Source organism: Streptomyces sp. Act143, assembly GCF_003143935.1.
Lineage (GTDB): Bacteria > Actinomycetota > Actinomycetes > Streptomycetales > Streptomycetaceae > Streptomyces.
In genome coordinates this window covers 6,955,518-6,975,443 of the sequence record NZ_QFRX01000001.1, presented here as the reverse complement: position 1 = coordinate 6,975,443, position 19,926 = coordinate 6,955,518, and the positions used below count along the sequence as shown (strand labels likewise).

The following is a 19,926-nucleotide window of genomic DNA, read 5'->3' as shown; positions in this document are numbered from 1 at the left end:
CCGCGGCGGGCGTCCTGGGGGCGGCTCAGCCCAGATGCGTGGGCGCGAACATCCGCAGCACCGCCGGGAGTACGACCACCGAAGGCCCCGGCGCCGCCAGTGCCTTCGCCAGGTCCGCCTCCAGGGTCTCCGGCGAGGTCCGCACCCCCGGCACCCCGAACGACTCGGCCAGGGCCACGTAGTCCGGCCGGGTCAGCTCGGTCGCCGTGGCCTCTCCGAAGGCGTCCGTCATGTACTCGCGCAGGATGCCGTAGCCGCCGTCGTCGACGATCAGCCAGGTCACGTTCAGGTCGTACTGGCGAGCCGTCGCGAGCTCGGCGATCGAGTACAGCGCGCCGCCGTCGCCCGACACCGCCAGCACCGGCCGCGTCGGGTCGGCGACCGCCGCTCCCAGTGCCGCCGGGAAGCCGTAGCCGAGGCCGCCCGCGCCCTGGGCGGAGTGCAGGAGGTTGGGGCCCTTGGCATCGAAGGCGGACCAGGCCCAGTAGGCGAGGATCGTCATGTCCCAGAAGGACGGCGAGTCCGCGGGGAGCGCACGGCGGACGGACGCCAACACGTCCTGTTCCAGGGTGAGTTCCTGAGCCGCGATGCGGTCCGAGACCCGTGCCAGGACCTCACGGACCCGCTCCGGCGCGGTCTCGTCCGTCCTCGGGGAGACCGTTTCCAGCAGCGCCTGCAACGCCAGTCGCGCGTCCGCGTGGATGCCGAGCGCGGGATGGTTCGACTCCAGCTTGCCGAGGTCCGCCTCGATCTGCACGACCCGGCCGCGGGGCTTGAACGTGTGGTAGTTGGAGGAGAGTTCACCGAGTCCCGAGCCGACGACCAGCAGGACGTCCGCGTCCTCCAGGAACTCCGTGACGTACCGGTCCTCGATCCAGGACTGGAGGGACAGGGGGTGGTTCCAGGGGAACGCTCCCTTGCCGCCGGGCGTGCTGACCACCGGGGCCCGCAGCACCTCCGCCAGCTGCCGCAGCTTGCGCGAGGCGTCCGCGCGGACGACCCCGCCGCCCGCGATGATCGCCGGCCGCTCCGCCCGCGACAGCAGATCCGCCGCCACCGCCGTCAGTTCGACCCGCGGCGGCAGCTCCTCGGGGAACGCGTCGCCGCCCGTCACCACCGGGATGGACGTCTCGGCCAGCAGCACGTCCTGCGGGATCTCCACCCACACCGGGCCGTGCGGGGCGGTCAGCGCCGACTTCCAGGCCGCCTCGATCGCGGACGGGATCTGGGACTGGGTGCGCACGGTGTGGACCGACTTCACCACGCCCCGGAACGAGGCCGACTGGTCCGGGAGTTCGTGGAGGTAGCCGTGCCGGCCGCCGCCCAGTCCCGCCGTCGGGATCTGGCTGCTGATCGCCAGCACCGGCGCCGAGGCCGCCGCCGCCTCCTGCAACGCCGCCAGCGACGTCAGCGCGCCCGGTCCCGTCGACAGCAGCAGCGGCGCCGCCTCCCCCGTGATCCGGCCGTACGCGTCCGCCGCGAACCCCGCGTTGTTCTCCACCCGCAGGCCCACGTACCGCAGATCGCTGCGCCGCAGTGCGTCGAACATGCCCAGCGCGTGCTGGCCGGGCAGCCCGAAGACCGTCGTCGTGCCGAGCGCGGCCAGCGTCTCCACGACCAGGTCTCCGCCGTTCCGGCCGGCGGGCGGATTCAGGGCGGCGGCGGTCTGGGCCTCCGTCGGGCGGAGCACCAGGTCGTGGTCGTGGGTCACTTCGCTGCCTTCTCCTGGGCGATCTGGCGGGACATGATCGTGGTCAGCTCATACGCCGTGTGGGACGCGGCCACCGACGTGATCTCCGCGTGATCGTACGCGGGGGCCACCTCGACGACGTCCGCCGAGACCAGGTTGCAGGAGGCCAGGCCGCGCAGGATCTCCAGGAGCTCGCGCGAGGTCATGCCGCCCGCCTCGGGGGTGCCCGTGCCGGGGGCGTGGGCCGGGTCCAGGCAGTCGATGTCGATGGAGATGTACAGGGGGCGGTCGCCGATGCGCTGGCGCAGCTGGTCGGCGACCTCGTCCGCGCCGCGGCGGTAGATGTCCGCGGACGTGACGATGCCGAAGCCCATCTTCTCGTCGTCGGTGAGGTCCTGCTTGCCGTACAGCGGGCCGCGGGTGCCGACGTGGGAGAGCGCCTCGGTGTCGAGGATGCCCTCCTCGACCGCGCGGCGGAACGGCGTGCCGTGCGTGTACTCGGCGCCGAAGTAGGTGTCCCAGGTGTCGAGGTGGGCGTCGAAGTGCAGCAGGGCGACCGGGCCGTGCTTCTTCGCCACCGAGCGGAGCAGCGGCAGCGCGATGGTGTGGTCGCCGCCCAGGGTCATCAGGCGGGCGCCGGTGCCGAGCAGGTCGTCGGCCGCCGCCTCGACCGTCTCCACGGCCTCGTTGATGTTGAACGGGTTCACGGCGATGTCGCCGCCGTCCGCGACCTGCGCGAGGGCGAAGGGGGAGGCGTCCTGCGCCGGGTTGTAGGGGCGCAGCAGCCGGGACGCCTCGCGGATGGCGTTGCCGCCGAAGCGGGCGCCCGGCCGGTACGAGACGCCCGAGTCGAACGGCACGCCCACCACGGCGACGTCGGCGCGGCCGACCTCGTCGAGGCGGGGCAGCCGGGCGAAGGTCGCGGGCCCGGCGTACCGCGGGACGCGGGAGGAGTCGACGGGGCCGCGGGGCGTCTCGTTGCTGCTCATGGGGTGATGCCTTCTTTCCTACGCTTCATCGCGTATGTACGGATCTGCTCTCGACTCTACTGGGGAGCCGGGACCGGTTCGGACACGAGTTCGGGGGCGCCGCGGCCGGCCAGCCGCTCGCGCCAGGCGGCGAGGACGGCCGCGTCGGTCGCGGGGGTCGCCAGGGACACGGCCACGTAGGCGGCGAGGGAGGCCAGCAGGCCGTAGTAGACGGGCTCGTTGGCGAGAATGCCGTAGCCCGCCATCAGGCCGAGGACCGCGAGGCCGCCGACGGTCACGGAGGCGAGCGCACCGTGGACGGTGCCGCGCTTCCACAGCAGGCCGCCGAGGATCGGGACGAGGAGGCCGCCGACGAGCAGGTTGTACGCCACCGTCAGCGCCTCGACGACGTTGTTGAGGGCGATCGCCGTGGCGATGACGCCGACGCCCATGATGAGGATGAAGGCACGGTTGCCCGCCACCTCGTCACGCTCGCCGTCCGCGGCCCGCCCCCGCAGCCGGGACCAGATGTCGTTGTTGGCGACGGTGGCGCAGGCGATCAGCGCGCCGGAGGACGTCGACATCACGGCGGCGAGCGCGGCGGCCAGCACCAGGCCCCTGACGCCGACCGGGAGTTCGTCCTTGACGATGGTCGCGAAGGCGTCGTCGGCGCTGCCGAGGTCGGGGTAGAGGACCTTGGCCGCCGTGCCGATGACGGCGCCGGCGAGGGCGTACGCGAGACAGTAGGTGCCCGCGACCGTGCCGCCCCACTTGGCCGTCCGGTCGCTGCGGGCGGTGAAGACGCGCTGCCAGATGTCCTGCCCGATGAGCATGCCGAACGTATAGATCAGGACGTACGTGAAGATCGTCTCGCCGCCGATGCCCAGCGGGTCGAAGTACGAGGTCGGCAGCTGGTCCCTCATCGCGCCGAAGCCGCCCGCCTTGACGACGGCGATGGGCAGCAGCAGGAGCAGCACGCCGATCGTCTTCACCACGAACTGCACCATGTCGGTGAGGGTGATCGACCACATGCCGCCGAGGGTGGAGTAGGCGACGACGATCGAGCCGCCGAGGACGATCGCGACGGTCCGGTTCAGGTCGAAGAGGACGTCGAAGATCGTGGCGTAGGCGATGGTGGAGGTGACCGCGAGCATGAGGGTGTACGCCCACATGACGACGCCGGAGATGACGCCGGCCCGGCCGCCGTACCGCAGGTCGAGCATCTCGGAGACGGTGTAGACCTTCAGGCGGGCGATGCGGGCCGAGAAGAAGACGGAGAGGGCCAGGAGGCCGAGGCCGATGGTGAACACCATCCAGGCGCCGGAGAGGCCGTACCGGTAGCCGAGGCCCACGCCGCCGATGGTGGAGGCGCCGCCGAGGACGATGGCGGCCATGGTGCCGGAGTACATGGCGGGCCCGAGCCGGCGCCCCGCCACGAGGAACTCGCTCTTGGACTTCGCGCGGCGCATGCCCCACCAGCCCATGGCCAGCATGCCGAGCAGATAGACGACGATGACTGTGTAGTCGATGGCCATGTGAGGGCCTCCTTCGCGAGCATCCCGGTGGCGTGTCGTGCAGGGGGGTGGGGATGACGGCAGCGGCTCGCGGGGACATCCGCCCGTACCCGCGGCTGCCGGTCGGGACCGACCTTAGGTGGCCGGAAAGCGACTGCGAAGTGTACGTTTCATCTATTGAGGCCGTACGGAGTGGAGGAAACGCACACCATGCCGGAGCCGGCCGTCCCGCCCACCCCACCGGTTCCGCTGGCCGCGCTGCTGGCCAGGGAGGACCTCGCGCTGCGGCAGATCGCGGGCCCCGAGGACCCCGACACCGTCATCCACTGGGCGCACACCTCGGAGATGGCCGACCCTTACCCGTATCTGCTGGGCGGCGAGCTGCTGCTGACGGCGGGGGTGCATGTGCCGGAGGCGGCGGGGTCGGGGACGTACTTCGACGACTACGTGGCGAGGATCGTGGCGGCGGGCGGCGCGGCCCTCGGCTTCGGCGTGGCGCCGGTGCACGACACCGTGCCGCGGGCGCTGGTGGCGGCCTGTGACGCGTACGAACTCCCGCTGATCGAGGTGCCGCCGCAGACCACCTTCTCCGGCGTGGCCCGCGCGGTCTGGCAGCTGATGGCCCAGGCCCGCCTCGCCGAACTCCGCCGGGTGACGGAGGCACAGCAGAGCCTGGCCGCCGCGGCGTCCCGCCCGGACCCGGTGCCGTCCGTTCTCCGGCAGCTGGCCCAGCGCCTGGGCGGCCGGGCGGTGCTGTACGGGCCGGAGGGGACGGAGATCGCAGCGGCGGGACGCGCCGCGACCGACTCCGCCCGGGGCGTGCTCGCCGAGCTGGCCCGGCTGGCCGAGGTCGTCCGCCCCTCCGGCCCCGGCACCCCCACCTCCGCCACCCACACCGCGGCCGGCCTCCATCTCGCCGCGTACGCCCTCGGCGCCGGCCAGGGCTTCGTCCTCGGGGTGGCCGCCCCGACCCGCGGCCCCGGCGACCACACCATCGCCTCCGTCGCCGCCGTCCTGCTCTCCCTCCTCACCGGCGAGCACCAGAGCGGCTCGGGAGCGGCCCGCTCCTCGGCGCTGGTACGACTGCTGCTGGGCGCTTCACCGGAGGAGGTGGCGGGGCTGCTGGGGCCGGGCCGGTGGACGGTGATCCACGCCCACCCCGACACACGGCCACACGACGCGATGACAGCCTCGACGCGGGACACCGGGGCCGCCTCGACGCGGGTTACTGGGGCTGCCTCGACGCGGGTTACTGGGGCTGCCTCGACGCGGGAGGCTGGGGCTGCATCGACGCGGGAGGCTGGGGCTGCATCGACGCGGGAGGCTGGGGCTGCATCGACGCGGGAGGCTGCGACTGCCTCGACGCGGGGCCCCGCAGGAGCCTCCCCACGGGGCACCGCGGCGGCCCCCGCACCAGGCGCCGTCGCGGCCTTCCCGCCGGGCGCCGCCGCGGCCTCCGCCCCGGATGTCGTGGCTGCCTCCGCGCTGGGTGCTGCGCTTGGGTCGTCGTTGGTCGATGTCGCGTCGGATGTCGTGCGTGTCCTCGTACCGGCCGAGCGGGCGCCCGCCGCCCCGCACCCCGGCTGGACGCTGGGCGTGAGCGCCGCCGTGCAGCCGCGTGACTGGCCCGTCGCCGACACCCAGGCCGCCCGTGCCCTGGCTCGTGCGCGGGCCATCCGCGCCGCGCTCGTCCGGCACGACAGCCGCCCCGGTCTGGCCGCCCTGGTCCCGCCCGAGGTCGCCGAGGCGCACACCCGGGCGCTGCTCGCGCCGCTCGCCGACTCCCCCGCCCTGCTGGACACCCTGCGCACCTGGCTGTCCCTGCACGGCAGTTGGGACCGGACGGCCGTGGCGCTCGCCGTGCACCGCAACACCGTGCGGCAGCGGGTCGCCAAGTGCACGGCGCTGCTCGACGCCGACCTCGACGACCCCGACGTCCGCATGGAGTTGTGGTTCGCCCTGCGTGAGTGACCCGCATCCCAGCGTCCGGGACACCCTCCACGGGCACAGGGGCCTGCCTCACAATGGACCTCATGCCGATACCCGGGACTCCCAGCCGCGCCGAGCTCGTCGACCACCTCGTACGGACCCGCATCGCGGGCGACGTCGCGACGCCCCGAGAGAACAACCTCTCCCACTACCGTCAGCTCGCGAACGGCAACCGCCACTACTGGCTCGGCCTGGAGCTCGGCGACCGCTGGAGCGACGAGCAGGACGTGCTCGCGGTGATGGCGGAGCGGGTGGGCGTCAATGACGATCCCGAGTACCGGTACGGCCAGGACACCATCGACCCCGAGCTGACGGTCGACGGCCTCGACCGGATGGCGGCGCGGCTGCGCAAGGCCGCCGAGGGGCGGCAGCGGGTGCTGTTCGCGACCGGTCACCCCGGCGGGCTGCTGGAGGTCCACCACTCCACGGCCGCCGCGCTGCGGGCCGCCGGCTGCGAGATCGTCGTCATCCCGGAGGGGCTGCAGACGGAGGAGGGGTACGTCGTGCAGTTCGCGGACGTGGCGGTGCTGGAGCACGGGGCCACGCTGTGGCACACCCACTCCGGCGAGCCGATGAAGGCCATCCTCACGGGACTTGAGCGGGAGGGGCGTCCGCTGCCCGACCTCGTGGTCGCCGACCACGGCTGGGCGGGGTACGCCGCCCAGCACGGCGTGGACTCCGTCGGGTACGCCGACTGCAACGACCCGGCCCTGTTCGTCGGCGAGGCCGAGGGCACCGTCCAGGTGACGGTCCCGCTCGACGACCATGTGGTCAGCCCGCGCCACTACGACCCGATGACGGCGTATCTGCTGGCGGAGGCGGGGCTCGTCCCGTAGCCCCTACGGCCAGGGGTTCAGCCCCTCCGTGCGCTGCTGCGCGTACCCCGGCGTCGGGTCCAGGTACACCCTGCTCACGCCGGGGAACGCGGCCCGCAGCCGCAGCTCGGCCTGTTCGCAGGCCCACTCGATCTGGGCCGCCGTCGACACGTCCCGGAAGTCGACCTTGGCGGCGACCAGCGCCTCGCGCGGCCCCTGGACCAGGGTCGTCAGCTCCAGCACGGCCTCGATGTGCTCCACCGCCAGCAGTTCGGCCCGGATGCGCTCCCGTACGGGCTTCGGCAGCGGGCGGCCGATCAGCAGCTCGGCGTTGGACCGGCCGAGCACCCACGCCACGTACAGCAGCAACAGCCCGATGAGCAGCGAGGCGACCCCGTCCCACACGCCGGAACCGGTGAGCTGACCGCCGAGCAGCCCGCCCGCGGCGAGCACCAGGCCGATCAGCGCGGCCGAGTCCTCCAGGACGACGGCCTTCACGGCGGTGTCGGGGGTGTGGCGGAGGTAGGTCTTGAAGGGCGCGTGGAAGCGGGCCGCCTCGCCGCGGGCCTGCTTCAGCCCCGTCCGAAGCGAGTAACCCTCCAGGAGGAAGGCGACGCCGAGGACGACGTACGAGACGAGCGGGTCGCCGAGTTCCTCGCCCTCGACGAGGGTGTGGATGCCGTCGTAGAGGGAGAAGACCGCGCCGCCGACGAAGGTGGCGACGGCGGCGAGCATCGCCCAGATGTACCGCTCGGGGCCGTAGCCGAGGGGATGGTCCTCGTCGGCGGGCTTCTCGCTCCGTTTCAGGGCGGTGAGCAGCAGCACCTCGGTGACGGTGTCGGCGACCGAGTGCGCGGCCTCGGAGAGCATCGCGCTGGAGCCGCTGATCACACCGGCGACCGCCTTGGCGAGGGCGATGCCGAGGTTGGCGACGGCGGCCACGATCACCGTGAAGGTGCTCTCGCCGCCGCCGTCCTGTGCTTCCGCTGGTGCTTCTGCTTCCGCCGCTGCTTCCGCTTCCGTCATGCCTCTCAGTGTTCCCGAGGAGCCCGGACCACGCCTTCCTGGATCACCGAGATGGCGAGCTGCCCGTCCTGGGTGTAGATGCGTGCCTGGCCGAGGCCGCGGCCGCCGTGCGCGGACGGCGACTCCTGGTCGTAGAGGAGCCATTCGTCGGCGCGGAAGGGCCGGTGGAACCACATCGCGTGGTCGAGGGAGGCGCCGACGACGTCCCCGGTCGCCCAGCCGCCGCGCCCGTGGGCGAGCAGGATCGAGTCGAGGAGGGTCATGTCGGAGACGTAGGTGGCGAGCACGACGTGCAGCAGGGGGTCGTCGGCGAGCTTGCCGTTGGTGCGGAACCAGACCTGCGAGTGCGGCTCGCGCGGCGCGCCGAACTTCCCGAACGGCGGCTCGTCGACGTAGCGCAGGTCAATCGCCTCGCGGGCCTCCAGGAACTTCTCGATGACCTCGGGCGCGATGTGCCGGTAGCCGCGCAGCCGCTCCGCGGAGGTGGGGAGCGTGGCGGGGTCGGGGGCGGCCGGCATCGGGGCCTGGTGGTCGAAGCCTTCCTCGTGCTTCTGGAAGGACGCCGACAGCGCGAAGATCGGCTGGCCGTGCTGGACGGCGACGACCCGGCGGGCGGTGAAGGAGCGGCCGTCGTTCATGCGCTCGACCGTGTAGACGATCGGCGCGCCCGGGTCGCCGGTGCGCAGGAAGTACGCGTGCAGCGAGTGGGCGAGGCGGTCCTCGGGGACCGTCCGCCCGGCGGCGACGAGCGCCTGGGCCGCGACCTGCCCGCCGAAGACGCGCGGGACGATGGCGGGCCGGGACTGGCCGCGGAAGATGTTCTCCTCGATCTGCTCCAGGTCGAGCAGATCGAGGAGGGACTGGAGTGCCTGACTCATGCAGCCATTTCTACTGGTCAGTGATTGCGGAAGCCTTACAGCCCCATGTCCTTGGCGATGATCGACTTCATGATCTCGTTGGTGCCGCCGTAGATGCGGTTGACCCGGTTGTCCGCGTACAGGCGGGCGATCGGGTACTCGTTCATGAAGCCGTAGCCGCCGTGCAGCTGGAGGCAGCGGTCGATGACGCGGTGCGCGACCTCGGTGGCGAACAGCTTGGCGCTGGCGGCCTCGGCGGGGGTGAGCTCACCGGCGTCGAGGGCTTCGAGGGCGCGGTCCACGACGGCTTCCGCCGCGTCCACCTCGGCCTGGCAGGCGGCCAGCTCGAACTTGGTGTTCTGGAAGGACGCGACGGGCTTGCCGAAGACCGTGCGCTCCTGGACGTACTGCTTCGCGAACCGCACCGCGGCCTTGGCCTGGGCGTAGGCGCCGAAGGCGATGCCCCAGCGCTCGGAGGCCAGGTTGTGGCCGAGGTAGTAGAAGCCCTTGTTCTCCTCGCCGAGGAGGTCCTCGACGGGCACCTTGACGTCGACGAAGGCCAGCTCGGCGGTGTCGGAGGTCCTCAGGCCCAGCTTGTCGAGCTTGCGGCCGATGGAGTAGCCCTCGGACTTGGTGTCCACGGCGAAGAGGGAGATGCCGAAGCGGCGGTCCTCGGCGGTGGGCGCGGAGGTGCGGGCGCAGACGATCACGCGGTCGGCGTGGACGCCGCCGGTGATGAAGGTCTTGGCGCCGTTGAGGACGTAGTGCGTGCCGTCCTCGCTCAGCTTGGCGGTGGTCTTCATGCCCGCGAGGTCGGAGCCGGTGCCCGGCTCGGTCATCGCGAGGGCCCACATCTCCTCGCCGGTGACGAACTTCGGCAGGTACCGCTTCTTCTGCTCGTCGGTGGCGAGCATCTTGAGGTACGGCAGGCCCAGCAGCACGTGCACACCGGAGCCGCCGAACTGGACACCGGCGCGGGCGGTCTCCTCGTACATCACGGCCTCGAACTTGTACGAGTCGATGCCGGCGCCGCCGTACTCCTCGTCGACGCGGATGCCGAAGACGCCGAGCTCGGCGAGCTTGTAGTAGAAGTCGCGCGGCGCCTGGCCGGCCGCGAACCACTCGTCGTAGACGGGGACGACCTCGGCCTCGATGAAGGCCCGGAGGGTCTCCCGGAACGCCTCGTGATCCTCGTTGAACACCGTACGGCGCACCGCCGCCACCTCCACCTGGCTCAGGGGTCGCTTTGTCTAAGCGCTTGCTCAGAACCTAAAGGTACCGGCCGGTAGGAAGTCGCGCCAGGGGAGCACCCCCGTAACGCTCGTCACGCCCCGCGGATCACGCACCCGCCGCCGCGAACGCCCCCCGGGCCATCCGGTGCAGCAGCTCCGCCGTGGCGCCCCGGCCCGGCAGCGAGCCCGGGCGGCCCAGGTGCGGCGTGGAGTTCAGCAGACCGAAGACCGAGTGCACGGCGGACCGTGCCGTGGGCTCCGCCAGCCCCGGGTAGACCTCGCGCACGACCCCCACCCACAGCTCGACGTACTGCCGCTGCAACTGCCGCACCAGCTTGCGGTCGCTGTCGCGCAGGCGGTCCAGCTCGCGGTCGTGCAGCGTGATCAGCGGCCGGTCGTCCAGGGCGAAGTCGATGTGGCCCTCGATCAGGGAGTCGAGGACGTCCCCCGCCGTGGCCCCGTCGGCCTCCGCCAGCCGCCGCTTGGCGCCCCGCAGCAGCTGCTCGCTGATCCCCACCAGCAGCTCGGCGAGCATCGCGTCCTTGCCCGGGAAATGGCGGTACAGGCCGGGGCCGCTGATACCGACCGCGGCACCTATCTCATCCACTCCGACGCCATGGAAACCGCGTTCGGCGAAGAGCCGAGCGGCCTCCTTGAGGATCTGCTCGCGACGGGTGGGGGCGTCGGTTCTGGTGGCCATGGAGGTAATTCTAGACAGGGAGGTTAGCGGTCGTTAACCTGAAGGAAATGGTTAACGCTCATTAACAGTCGATCACTGGGTGAGGGGACCGCAGGATGCACGAGGCACCGGAGCTTCACAGCGCGGCAGACCCCGCGTCGGAAGCCTGGCGAGCCAACGAGGAAGCCCACCTCGCACTCGTCGGGGAGCTGCGCGGCAAGCTGGCCGCCGCCCGGCTGGGCGGGGGCGAGAAGGCGCGCGCCCGGCACACCGCGCGCGGCAAGCTGCTGCCGCGCGACCGGGTGGACACGCTCCTCGACCCGGGCTCACCGTTCCTGGAGCTGGCCCCTCTCGCCGCCGACGGCCTCTACGACGGCCAGGCCCCGGCCGCCGGGGTGATCGCCGGGATCGGCCGGGTCAGCGGGCGGGAGTGCGTGATCGTCGCCAACGACGCGACCGTCAAGGGCGGCACGTACTACCCGATGACGGTGAAGAAGCATCTGCGGGCCCAGGAAGTCGCCCTGGAGAACCGCCTGCCCTGCCTGTACCTGGTGGACTCCGGCGGGGCCTTCCTGCCCCTGCAGGACGAGGTCTTCCCGGACCGCGAGCACTTCGGGCGGATCTTCTACAACCAGGCCCGGATGTCGGGCGCCGGCATCCCGCAGATCGCCGCCGTGCTGGGGTCCTGCACGGCCGGTGGCGCGTACGTCCCCGCGATGAGCGACGAGGCCGTCATCGTCCGCAACCAGGGGACGATCTTCCTCGGCGGCCCGCCCCTGGTGAAGGCCGCCACCGGCGAGGTCGTCACCGCCGAGGAACTGGGCGGCGGCGAGGTCCACTCCCGCGTCTCCGGCGTCACCGACCACCTTGCGGAGGACGACGCGCACGCCCTCAGGATCGTGCGCAACATCGTCGCCACGCTCCCCGCGCGCGGGGCCCTGCCATGGTCCGTCGAACCGGCTGCCGAACCGAAGGTGGACCCGTACGGGCTGTACGGGGCGGTGCCCGTCGACTCCCGCACCCCCTACGACGTCCGCGAGGTCATCGCGCGCGTGGTCGACGGCTCCCGTTTCGCGGAGTTCAAGTCCGAGTTCGGCCAGACCCTGGTCACCGGCTTCGCCCGCATCCACGGCCACCCGGTCGGCATCGTCGCCAACAACGGCATCCTGTTCTCCGAGTCCGCCCAGAAGGGCGCCCACTTCATCGAGCTGTGCGACCAGCGCGGCATCCCGCTGGTGTTCCTCCAGAACATCTCCGGGTTCATGGTGGGGCGTTCGTACGAGGCCGGCGGCATCGCCAAGCACGGCGCCAAGATGGTCACCGCGGTCGCCTGCACGCGCGTGCCCAAGCTGACGGTCGTGGTCGGCGGTTCGTACGGCGCGGGCAACTACTCGATGTGCGGCCGGGCCTACTCCCCCCGCTTCCTGTGGATGTGGCCCAACGCCAAGATCTCGGTCATGGGCGGCGAACAGGCCGCCTCGGTCCTCGCGACCGTCAAGCGGGACCAGCTGGAGGCGCGCGGCGAGGCCTGGCCCGCCGAGGACGAGGAGGCCTTCAAGGACCCGATCCGCGCGCAGTACGACCGCCAGGGGAACGCCTACTACGCGACGGCCCGCCTGTGGGACGACGGGGTCATCGACCCCCTGGAGACCCGTCAGGTGCTGGGCCTGGCCCTGACCGCGTGCGCCAACGCGCCCCTGGGTGACCCCCAGTTCGGCGTCTTCCGGATGTGATGAGGGGACCCATGTTCGACACGGTACTTGTGGCCAACCGGGGCGAGATCGCCGTCCGCGTCATCCGGACCCTGCGCGCGCTGGGCGTGCGCTCGGTGGCCGTCTTCTCCGACGCCGACGCGGACGCCCGGCACGTCCGGGAGGCCGACACGGCGGTACGACTCGGCCCGGCACCGGCCGCCGAGAGCTATCTGTCGGTGGAACGGCTGCTGGAGGCCGCCGCCCGCACCGGCGCCCAGGCCGTCCACCCCGGCTACGGCTTCCTCGCCGAGAACGCGGCCTTCGCGCGCGCGTGCGCCGACGCCGGGCTGGTCTTCATCGGCCCGCCCGCCGACGCCATCGCGCTGATGGGCGACAAGATCCGCGCCAAGGAGACGGTGGCCGCGGCCGGGGTGCCGGTGGTGCCCGGCGGACGCGACCCGGAACTGGCCGACGCCGCTCGCGAGCTGGGCGCACCCGTGCTGCTGAAGCCCTCCGCCGGCGGTGGCGGCAAGGGCATGCGCCTGGTCCGGGACCTGACGGTGCTGGACGACGAGATCGCCGCCGCCCGCCGCGAGGCCCGCGCCTCCTTCGGCGACGACACGCTCCTGGTGGAGCGCTGGATCGACCGCCCCCGGCACATCGAGATCCAGGTCCTGGCGGACGGTCACGGCAACGTCGTCCACCTGGGCGAACGCGAGTGCTCCCTGCAACGCCGCCACCAGAAGATCATCGAGGAGGCGCCGTCCGTCCTGCTGGACGAGCGGACCCGCGCGGCGATGGGCGAGGCGGCGGTCCAGGCGGCCCGCTCGTGCGGCTACCGCGGCGCGGGCACGGTGGAGTTCATCGTCCCTGGCGGGGACCCCTCCTCGTACTACTTCATGGAGATGAACACCCGCCTCCAGGTGGAGCACCCGGTGACGGAGCTGATCACCGGCCTCGACCTGGTGGAGTGGCAGCTGCGGGTCGCGGCGGGCGAGCGGCTGGCCTTCGGCCAGGACGACGTACGCCTCACCGGTCACGCGATCGAGGCACGCCTGTGCGCGGAGGACCCGGCCCGCGGCTTCCTCCCTTCGGGCGGCACGGTGCTGCGGTTGCGCGAGCCCCAGGGCGACGGCGTCCGCACGGACTCCGGGCTCAGCGAGGGTGTGGAAGTCGGCAGCCTGTACGACCCGATGCTGTCCAAGGTGATCGCGTACGGCCCGGACCGCGCGACGGCCCTGCGCAAGCTCCGCGCGGCCCTCGCGGACACCGTCACGCTGGGCGTGCAGACCAACGCGGGCTTCCTGCGCCGTCTGCTGGCCCATCCGGCGGTGGTGGCGGGCGAGCTGGACACCGGCCTGGTCGAGCGCGAGGTGGCCGGCCTGGTCGCCACGGACGTGCCGGAGGAGGTCTACGAGGCGGCGGCAGCCGTACGCCTGGAAGCCCTGAAGCCGCGCGCCGCCGAGGGCTGGACGGACCCCTTCTCGGTGCCGAGCGGCTGGCGGCTGGGCGGCACGCCCAAGCCGGTCGTCTTCCATCTCCGCGCGCAGGACCCGGTGGAGTACGTCCCGCGCGGTTCGGCGACCGTCACGGACGACCGGGTGAGCGTGCTGCTGGACGGCGTCCGGCACACCTTCCACCGCGCCGCCGACTGGCTGGGCCGCGACGGCGACGCCTGGCACGTACGCGACCACGACCCGGTGGCGGCGGCGCTGTCCGGCGCCGGCCACGCGGGCGCCGACTCGCTCACCGCGCCCATGCCGGGGACGGTGACGGTGGTGAAGGTCGCCGTGGGGGACGAAGTGGCGGCGGGCCAGAGCCTGTTGGTGGTGGAGGCGATGAAGATGGAGCACGTCATCTCCGCCCCGCACGCGGGCACGGTCGCCGAACTCGACGTCAAGCCGGGCACGACGGTCGCGATGGACCAGGTGCTGGCCGTCATCACCCCCCTGGAGGACGAGCCCCCCGTGGAGGACGAGTCATGACACTCCCCATGGTCGTGCCGGAGGCGGGCCTGCCCGCCCGCGTCCGCATCCACGAGGTCGGCGCCCGCGACGGCCTGCAGAACGAGAAGGGGACCGTCCCGACGGACGTCAAGGCGGAGTTCGTCCGCCGCCTCGCCGACGCGGGCCTGACGACGATCGAGGCGACCAGCTTCGTCCACCCCAAGTGGGTGCCCCAACTGGCGGACGCCGAGCAGCTGTTCCCCCAGGTGGCGAATCTCCCGGTGGACCTCCCGGTACTGGTGCCGAACGAACGCGGCCTGGAGCGCGCCCTGTCGCTGGGAGCGACCAGGGTGGCGGTCTTCGCAAGCGCCAGCGAGTCCTTCGCGAAGGCCAACCTCAACCGCACGATGGACGAGGCGCTGGAGATGTTCGCGCCGACCGTGGCGCGCGCGAAGGAAGCGGGCGTGCACGTCCGCGGCTACCTCTCCATGTGCTTCGGCGACCCGTGGGAGGGCGCGGTCCCGGTGCCGCAGGTCGTGCAGGTCTGCCGGGCGCTGCTCGACATGGGCTGCGACGAACTGAGCCTCGGCGACACGATCGGCGTGGCGACACCGGGCCACGTACGGGCGCTGCTGACCGCCCTGAACGAGGAGGGCATCCCCACGCCGACGCTGGGCGTGCACTTCCACGACACCTACGGCCAGGCGCTGGCCAACACCTACGCGGCCCTGCTGCACGGCGTCACCACGGTCGACGCCTCCGCGGGCGGCCTCGGCGGCTGCCCGTACGCCAAGTCCGCCACCGGCAACCTCGCCACCGAAGACCTCGTGTGGATGCTGCAAGGCCTCGGCATCGACACCGGAGTCGACCTCGGCCGTCTCGTCGCCACCAGCGAGTGGATGGCCGGCCACCTGGGCCGACCCAGCCCGTCCCGCACCGTTCGAGCCCTGTCCCACAAGGAGCAGTGACCCGCGATGGACCACCGACTCTCCCCCGAACTCGAAGAACTCCGCCGCACGGTGGAGGAGTTCGCGCACGACGTGGTAGCGCCCAAGATCGCCGACTACTACGAACACCACGAGTTCCCCTACGACATCGTCCGCGAGATGGGCCGCATGGGCCTGTTCGGGCTGCCGTTCCCCGAGGAGTACGGCGGCATGGGCGGCGACTACATGGCGCTGGGCGTGGCGCTGGAGGAGTTGGCGAGGGTCGACTCGTCGGTGGCGATCACGCTGGAGGCAGGGGTGTCGTTGGGCGCGATGCCGTTGCATCTGTACGGCACGGAGGCCCAGAAACAGGAGTGGCTGCCCCGCCTGTGCGCGGGCGAGATCCTGGGCGCGTTCGGCCTGACGGAACCGGACGGCGGCAGCGACGCGGGCGCGACGCGCACGACGGCGAAGCTGGACCCGTCGACCAACGAATGGGTCATCAACGGCACGAAGTGCTTCATCACCAACTCGGGCACGGACGTGACGGGCTTGGTGACGGTGACGGCGGTGACGGGCAGGAAGCCCGACGGCAAGCCCCTGATCTCCTCGATCATCGTCCCGTCGGGCACGCCGGGCTTCACGGTGGCGGCGCCGTACTCGAAGGTGGGCTGGAACGCGTCCGACACGAGGGAGCTGTCGTTCGTCGACGTCCGCGTCCCGGCGGAGAACCTGCTGGGCGAGGAAGGCCGAGGCTACGCCCAGTTCCTGCGCATCCTGGACGAGGGCCGCATCGCGATCGCCGCGCTGGCCACGGGCCTGGCGCAGGGCTGCGTGGACGAGTCGGTGAAGTACGCGAAGGAACGCCACGCCTTCGGCAGGCCGATCGGCGCGAACCAGGCGATCCAGTTCAAGATCGCGGACATGGAGATGAAGGCGCACACGGCCCGCCTGGCCTGGCGCGACGCGGCGTCGAGGCTGGTGGCGGGCGAGCCCTTCAAGAAGGAAGCGGCGCTGGCGAAGCTCTACTCGTCGACGATCGCGGTGGACAACGCCCGGGACGCGACGCAGGTCCACGGCGGGTACGGCTTCATGAACGAGTACCCGGTGGCCCGGATGTGGCGCGACTCCAAGATCCTGGAGATCGGGGAGGGGACGAGTGAGGTGCAGCGGATGCTGATTGCTCGGGAGTTGGGGTTGGTGGGCTGAGAGGACCTGGTTGTCGACGAGGTCGCAACAGGCACCCTACGGGGCGATGGGCTCTTCGGAAATGCTCCGGAGAGCCCATCACACACTAAGGCTGAAATGTAAAACGCGGCGCCTTTCAGCGAGACTGCGAAAACTTCTCGGAATTCAGGGGCGATATACCGGCCTTCCGCATAGCCCTTTTCTCATCTCCTGCCATTTCATCCTTTGAATTAGCCTGTCATTCGCGTACGCACCCCCACCCCTCGCCTTAATATCTTTCTATAAGCCCCTTGCATGCAGCATGCACAGAGAGCGACAACCAGTGTCGATCTGCAATAAAGAAGGAGAGGGGAGTCTCTAGACTTCCAATGCGGGCATAAGGTGGACAAACCGCGCCGCTATGGCGTCAATCAGCCATCATTTCACCGAATCCTCACCTGACATCCTCAAGGGGACCATGGTAGATTCACGGAAAGTAAGAGCCTCCTTTACGCGCACACGCCCCCTGGCTCCGCTTTCGCAGCTCACCCCCACACCACCAAGTCAAAATCGTCGCTCAGCAAATTGTCCGCCCATCGGCGGGCGGCCAGGTAAGGTCCGTGGAATGCCGGTAATCAAGGTCAGCGTCATCGTCCCCGTCTACAACACGGGCAAGTACGTGGACGAGTGCGCCCCGTCGCTGCTCGGGCAGAGCCTGCCCGCCGACGAATACGAAGTGATCTACGTCGACGACGGGTCGACGGACGACACTCTGGGCCGGCTGGAGAAGATCGCGGCCGCGCATCCGAACGTCCAGGTGCACACCATGCCGAACTCGGGGTGGCCGGGCGCCCCCCGCAACCTCGGCATGCGGCATGCCCGCGGCGAGTACATCCAGTTCGTAGACCATGACGACACCCTCGGGCCTGAGGCCCTTGAGCGGCTGTACGAGCACGCGAAGCGGAACGACGCCGACGTGGTGATCGGCAAGATGTCCAGCACGATGGTGCGGCCACGGCGGCTGTTCCGGCACACCGTGGACGCCTGCACGATCGAGAACGACGAGCTCATGCAGAGCATGTCGCCGCACAAGATGTTCCGGCGCGGCTTCGTCGAGGAGCACGGGCTGCAGTTCCCCGAGGGGCCTTGGATCCTGGAGGACCTGCTCTTCGTCAGCGCCGCCTATCTCAAGGCGGAGCGGATCTCGATCCTCGCCGACTACCCCTGCTACTACTGGATGAAGCGGGACGACGGCGGCAACAACACCCAGCACCGCTTCAACCCACGGCACGGCTTCTGGCCCAACGCCCGCACCATCGTGCGCCAGGTCAAGGACGGGACGACCCCCTCCGACGACATCGACGCGCTCCAGAACCGGCTGCTCCACCGCCTGTACCACGTAGAAATCCTCTCCCGGACCCGCGAGCCCGAGATTCTCCGCGAGGACCCGGCCGAGCAGCGGCAGCGGTTCGAGGCGGCCCGGGAGCTGGCACTGGAGGAGTTTCCGGCAGCCGTACGGGATGGCCTGCCCGCCGTCTCCCGGCTCAGGGCTCAGCTCCTGGAGAACGGCGACTTCGACGGCGCCGTGGCGCTCGCCGAGCGCGTTCGTGAGGTCAAGGCCCGCAGCCGGGTCAGCGGACTGCGCTGGCAGGACGGGCGCCTGGTCGCCGACGTCACCCTGGACCTGCTGCGTGGGGACGGCGAGCCCCTCACCCTCACCGAGCGGGACGGCAAGTGGTGGCTCGACCCGGAACTGCTCCGCGACGTACCGGGAACCGAGGACGGCTGGCAGGTTCCCGATCCCTTCCGGCGGGCCTACGCCGAGCTCGTGGTCAAGGACCGGGACCGCGAGGACTGGTGGTACCCGGAAGGTGACCTCAAGGTCGAGCTGCGGCCCCTCGGGGACGGGCGGTCCGCGCTCGTCGCGTCCGGTCGGCTGAACCTCGACCCGGAGCGGCTCGTCGGCGGCCTCCCGCTCCAGCGTGGCGTGCACGACGTGTGGGCGTACGTCCAGCTGCTGGGCGTCGACCGGATGCTGCGCGTGAGCGGGGACGGTGAGCCCGGCGCCCCGGCCGTCGCCGGCCCGGCACTCACCGGCGGTCGGCTCGCGATCCCGTACTGGACGGTCAAGGGCCAGCTCGCCCTCGACATCGACCAGCGGCTGCGCAAGATCGGCCCCGACACCGACGGCCTCGTCGCCGCGAACCCCGCCCGCGCGAGACGCTCGCTCGGCCTGCCGTACCTGGCGGCCTCCCCCGACAGCGCCCCGCTCCCCCTCCAGGTCACCGTTGCCACCCTGACCGTCGAGGCCAAGCTGGCCCCCGGCCCCGACGGCACCGCCCGCCTCCGTCTCCCCGCCCGCCTCAAGAAGCTCCCCGACGGCCGCCACCCCGTGAGCCTCCCGAAGGCGGAGACCCCGCTCGCGTACGCCGTCGTCCGCGATGGCGATCTCCTGCGGCTGGAGGGGCCGGCCTACGAGGCGGGACGGGGGCGGCAGTTCCTCGACTCGGTCGGCGACAACCGTCAAGTGCGGCGGATGCGGGGGCAGTTGGGTCACTAGCGAGCCTCGACGGCGGCCCCGTCCCGATGACTGCGGGCCGTGGCACCGGTCCGCTCCGGACGATTGCGATCCGTTGCACCGGCCCCGCCCCCGACGATCGCGAGCCGCGGCACCGGTCCGCTCCCCATGGCTGCGGGCCGTCAGCCGCCGCCGTCCTCCGTCTTCCCGTACCGCCGGAAATCCGCCGTCTCCACCGTCCACAGGCCGAACGGCACCGAGTCCCCGAAGATGTACGGGTCCTTGCGCGCGTAGCGCCCCTTGCACGGGTCCGAGTGCACCTCGACGGTGCCGGTGCGTGGATCGACGATCAGGTAGTGGGCGATACCCATGGCGGGATACTCGGTGAGTTTCTCCCCATAGTCGTTGCTGGGGTTGGACGGCGAGACGATCTCAATAACGGCCAGGACGTCCGTCCTTGGCATCGACCGCCAGGCCTTCCTCATCGAGTACGCGCTCCGGAATGACGACAGCGTCGGGACGGCGCATGCGGCGGATCGTGCCCTCGTGGCGTTTCGGCGGGCACATCATGGCCAGTACCGGCCCAGACGGACCGATCTCCACGCTCCAAGATCCCTCAAGGCGCTCAGCGTGGGCCCCGAGGTCTTCGGCGATCACGCGCATCTTCGCGTAGTCCATACGCCAAGAATGCTGAGCAGGCCGCGTCCCGCACGGGACGGCGCGATCAAGGCAGAGCCCAGATCGCCGCCAACGAACAGCGATTGCAAGGGAATTGGGGCGACAGGACCGACAGGCCCCACCTCACAGGCCCCGTACAGCTTCCGATCGGGCAGACCCTGCCCCCTGGACAACATCTGAGGTTAGGCTAACCTACCTTCGAACTTGTCCGGCGGGCGGCGCTCCGC

At 71.3% G+C, this 19,926-nt stretch carries 14 protein-coding genes and 1 pseudogene; 7 read left to right on the top strand and 8 right to left on the bottom strand.

Annotation, left to right across the window (positions count from 1 at the left end; genetic code table 11):
* Nucleotides 1-25: 25 nt before the first annotated feature.
* From DI272_RS31950 to DI272_RS31940, 3 genes are read right to left on the bottom strand one after another with little or no spacing between them, the layout of a single operon-like run.
* A complete protein-coding gene (locus tag DI272_RS31950) occupies nt 26-1,711 on the bottom strand; it encodes a thiamine pyrophosphate-binding protein (protein WP_109498641.1) in 1,686 nt (561 codons plus the stop codon).
* The gene (speB, locus tag DI272_RS31945) at nt 1,708-2,679 is read right to left on the bottom strand and encodes an agmatinase (protein WP_109498640.1); all 972 of its coding nucleotides are present in this window, start codon (nt 2,677-2,679) and stop codon (nt 1,708-1,710) included. Before speB ends, DI272_RS31950 begins: the two co-directional genes overlap by 4 nt.
* Before the next feature lie 56 nt (nt 2,680-2,735).
* The gene (locus DI272_RS31940; RefSeq protein ID WP_109498639.1) at nt 2,736-4,193 is read right to left on the bottom strand and encodes a sodium:solute symporter; all 1,458 of its coding nucleotides are present in this window, start codon (nt 4,191-4,193) and stop codon (nt 2,736-2,738) included.
* 189 nt (nt 4,194-4,382) lie between these two features.
* Between DI272_RS31940 and DI272_RS31935 the strand changes: the two genes are divergently transcribed.
* A complete protein-coding gene (locus DI272_RS31935) occupies nt 4,383-6,143 on the top strand; it encodes a PucR family transcriptional regulator (RefSeq protein ID WP_109498638.1) in 1,761 nt (586 codons plus the stop codon).
* Between the two features lie 62 nt (nt 6,144-6,205).
* Nucleotides 6,206-6,997 (top strand): phosphatase, encoded by a 792-nt coding sequence (locus DI272_RS31930; protein ID WP_109501159.1) that lies wholly within the window; start codon nt 6,206-6,208, stop codon nt 6,995-6,997.
* Nucleotides 6,998-7,000: 3 nt separating this feature from the next.
* On the opposite strand, the gene DI272_RS31925 is transcribed toward DI272_RS31930, so the two are convergent.
* The 4 genes from DI272_RS31925 to DI272_RS31910 all read right to left on the bottom strand — a co-directional run bounded on the left by DI272_RS31925 (nt 7,001) and on the right by DI272_RS31910 (nt 10,791).
* Nucleotides 7,001-8,002, bottom strand: coding sequence for a cation diffusion facilitator family transporter (locus DI272_RS31925; RefSeq protein WP_109498637.1), 1,002 nt, complete (start codon nt 8,000-8,002; stop codon nt 7,001-7,003).
* 5 nt (nt 8,003-8,007) lie between these two features.
* A complete protein-coding gene (locus DI272_RS31920; RefSeq protein ID WP_109498636.1) occupies nt 8,008-8,880 on the bottom strand; it encodes an acyl-CoA thioesterase II in 873 nt (290 codons plus the stop codon).
* Between the two features lie 35 nt (nt 8,881-8,915).
* Nucleotides 8,916-10,073: an acyl-CoA dehydrogenase family protein gene (locus DI272_RS31915; protein ID WP_109501158.1), complete on the bottom strand. Its 1,158-nt coding sequence runs from the start codon at nt 10,071-10,073 to the stop codon at nt 8,916-8,918.
* 124 nt (nt 10,074-10,197) lie between these two features.
* Nucleotides 10,198-10,791: a TetR/AcrR family transcriptional regulator gene (locus tag DI272_RS31910; protein WP_109498635.1), complete on the bottom strand. Its 594-nt coding sequence runs from the start codon at nt 10,789-10,791 to the stop codon at nt 10,198-10,200.
* Between the two features lie 95 nt (nt 10,792-10,886).
* Here DI272_RS31910 and DI272_RS31905 point away from each other — a divergent pair, with 95 nt between their 5' ends.
* The 5 genes from DI272_RS31905 (at nt 10,887) to DI272_RS31885 (ending at nt 19,063) form a co-directional block, all read left to right on the top strand.
* Nucleotides 10,887-12,503 carry a carboxyl transferase domain-containing protein gene (locus tag DI272_RS31905; protein WP_109498634.1) on the top strand — a complete coding sequence of 539 codons (1,617 nt, stop codon included), beginning with the start codon at nt 10,887-10,889 and terminating at the stop codon, nt 12,501-12,503.
* 11 nt (nt 12,504-12,514) lie between these two features.
* Nucleotides 12,515-14,449 (top strand): biotin carboxylase N-terminal domain-containing protein, encoded by a 1,935-nt coding sequence (locus DI272_RS31900; RefSeq protein ID WP_109498633.1) that lies wholly within the window; start codon nt 12,515-12,517, stop codon nt 14,447-14,449.
* Nucleotides 14,446-15,378 carry a hydroxymethylglutaryl-CoA lyase gene (locus tag DI272_RS31895; RefSeq protein WP_109498632.1) on the top strand — a complete coding sequence of 311 codons (933 nt, stop codon included), beginning with the start codon at nt 14,446-14,448 and terminating at the stop codon, nt 15,376-15,378. The genes DI272_RS31900 and DI272_RS31895 overlap by 4 nt, the downstream gene beginning before the upstream one ends.
* A gap of 6 nt (nt 15,379-15,384) precedes the next feature.
* Nucleotides 15,385-16,545 (top strand): acyl-CoA dehydrogenase family protein, encoded by a 1,161-nt coding sequence (locus DI272_RS31890; protein ID WP_109498631.1) that lies wholly within the window; start codon nt 15,385-15,387, stop codon nt 16,543-16,545.
* Between the two features lie 583 nt (nt 16,546-17,128).
* Nucleotides 17,129-19,063 carry a glycosyltransferase family 2 protein gene (locus DI272_RS31885; RefSeq protein WP_109498630.1) on the top strand — a complete coding sequence of 645 codons (1,935 nt, stop codon included), beginning with the start codon at nt 17,129-17,131 and terminating at the stop codon, nt 19,061-19,063.
* A gap of 140 nt (nt 19,064-19,203) precedes the next feature.
* Here DI272_RS31885 and DI272_RS46290 read toward each other — a convergent pair.
* A pseudogene (locus tag DI272_RS46290) lies at nt 19,204-19,699 on the bottom strand (Uma2 family endonuclease).
* Between the last annotated feature and the right edge of the window lie 227 nt (nt 19,700-19,926).